Annotated in this window: 1 protein-coding gene; it reads left to right on the top strand. The window is 62.8% G+C overall.

The window, feature by feature from the left end:
- A partial coding sequence (locus AC1D00_RS41345; RefSeq protein WP_477014669.1) for a porin occupies positions 1-1,254 on the top strand: 1,254 nt, incomplete at its 5' end.
- Positions 1,255-1,335 lie beyond the last annotated feature (81 nt).

Genomic DNA, 1,335 nt, shown 5'->3' with positions numbered 1-1,335 from the left:
TTCCAGCAGGGCGCGAACGCCGGCTCGAACAACCGTCTGACCAACTACTACATGAGCCGCGCTCGTTTCGACTTCAACGTCGACACGCGCACGGCGACCGAATACGGCGTGGTTCGCACCTATGCCGACATGGTCTTCACCTGGGATTCCCAGTCGGTCACCGGAAGCAACCCGTCGACGTTCTCGACCGGTTCGGCCGCGCTCGGCCTCTACCATGCGTTCATCCAGTTCGCCGGCTTCACCTTCGGCCGCACGGTCTCGATCTTCGATGCCCCGTGGCAGAGCTATCCGGCTGGCGGTCCCGACACCATTCCGGGCGGCTCGAACCACACCAACGGTGTGAACCAGGTTGCCTACACGGCTGACTTCGGCCAGGGCATCACTGCTTCGTTCGCCTTGCAGGATGAGACGACGGCGACCAACGGCCAGTCGAACCTCTGGAACGTGTCGTCGGGTACGGCCGCTCAGTTTGTGACCGGCGTCTACGGTGCCAACGCCTGGGGTGGCACGCGTTCGCCCGACATCATCGGTCAGGTGCGCGTCGACCAGGCCTGGGGTCTGGCCCAGCTCTCGGTTGCCGCACATGACCTCCATACGGCCTACTACGGCGCGACGGAATCCACGGGTCACCCCTCTGACAAGTGGGGCTGGGCTGTGCAGGGCTCTTTGGCGATCAAGAACATCCCGACCGGTGCGGGCGACGTCATCAACCTGCAGGCCGTCTATACGGACGGTGCAACTCGCTACAATTTCCAGAGCCTGTTCCCGCAGAGCTTCTTCATGTTCAGCGGTAGCGGCAACGGCGCGTATCAGAGCACCGGTTTCGCCGGTCTTTCCGACGGCGTCTTCGGAGCCGGTACCGGCATCGATACCGTCAAGACCTGGGGCGTCCGCGGTGGCTATACCCACAACTGGAGCCCGAACTGGGCGAGCGCCGTCTACGGTGGCTATGCTCAGCTGAAGTACGGCGATACGGGCAAGGCCCTGATCTGCACCAACTTCGCTGCGATCGCCTTGGCCGGTGCGACCTGCAATCCGGACTTCAACTTCGCAGTCGTCGGTGTCAACACCGTGTGGACTCCGGTCAAGAACCTGGCGTTCACTGCCGACCTGAGCTGGTCGCGTCTGGACCAGAAGTACTCTGGCTCCATCGCGAGCCCGGGCATTGCCACCGCTGCGAAGCCGGCGGCCGTGTACGAGCTGAAGGACCAGAACTCGGTCACCATGCTGCTGCGCGCTCAGCGCAACTTCTAATCATCGATCTTTCAGATCGATTTCGGAGAGCCCCGGCGGAAAACTGCCGGGGCTTTCTTGCTACTGGATGCAGGTTTCGAC

This window comes from Bradyrhizobium sp. P2_E8 (assembly GCF_056403875.1).
Note: the sequence above shows the minus strand (reverse complement) of the source record. Positions and strands in the feature narration are given on the sequence as shown.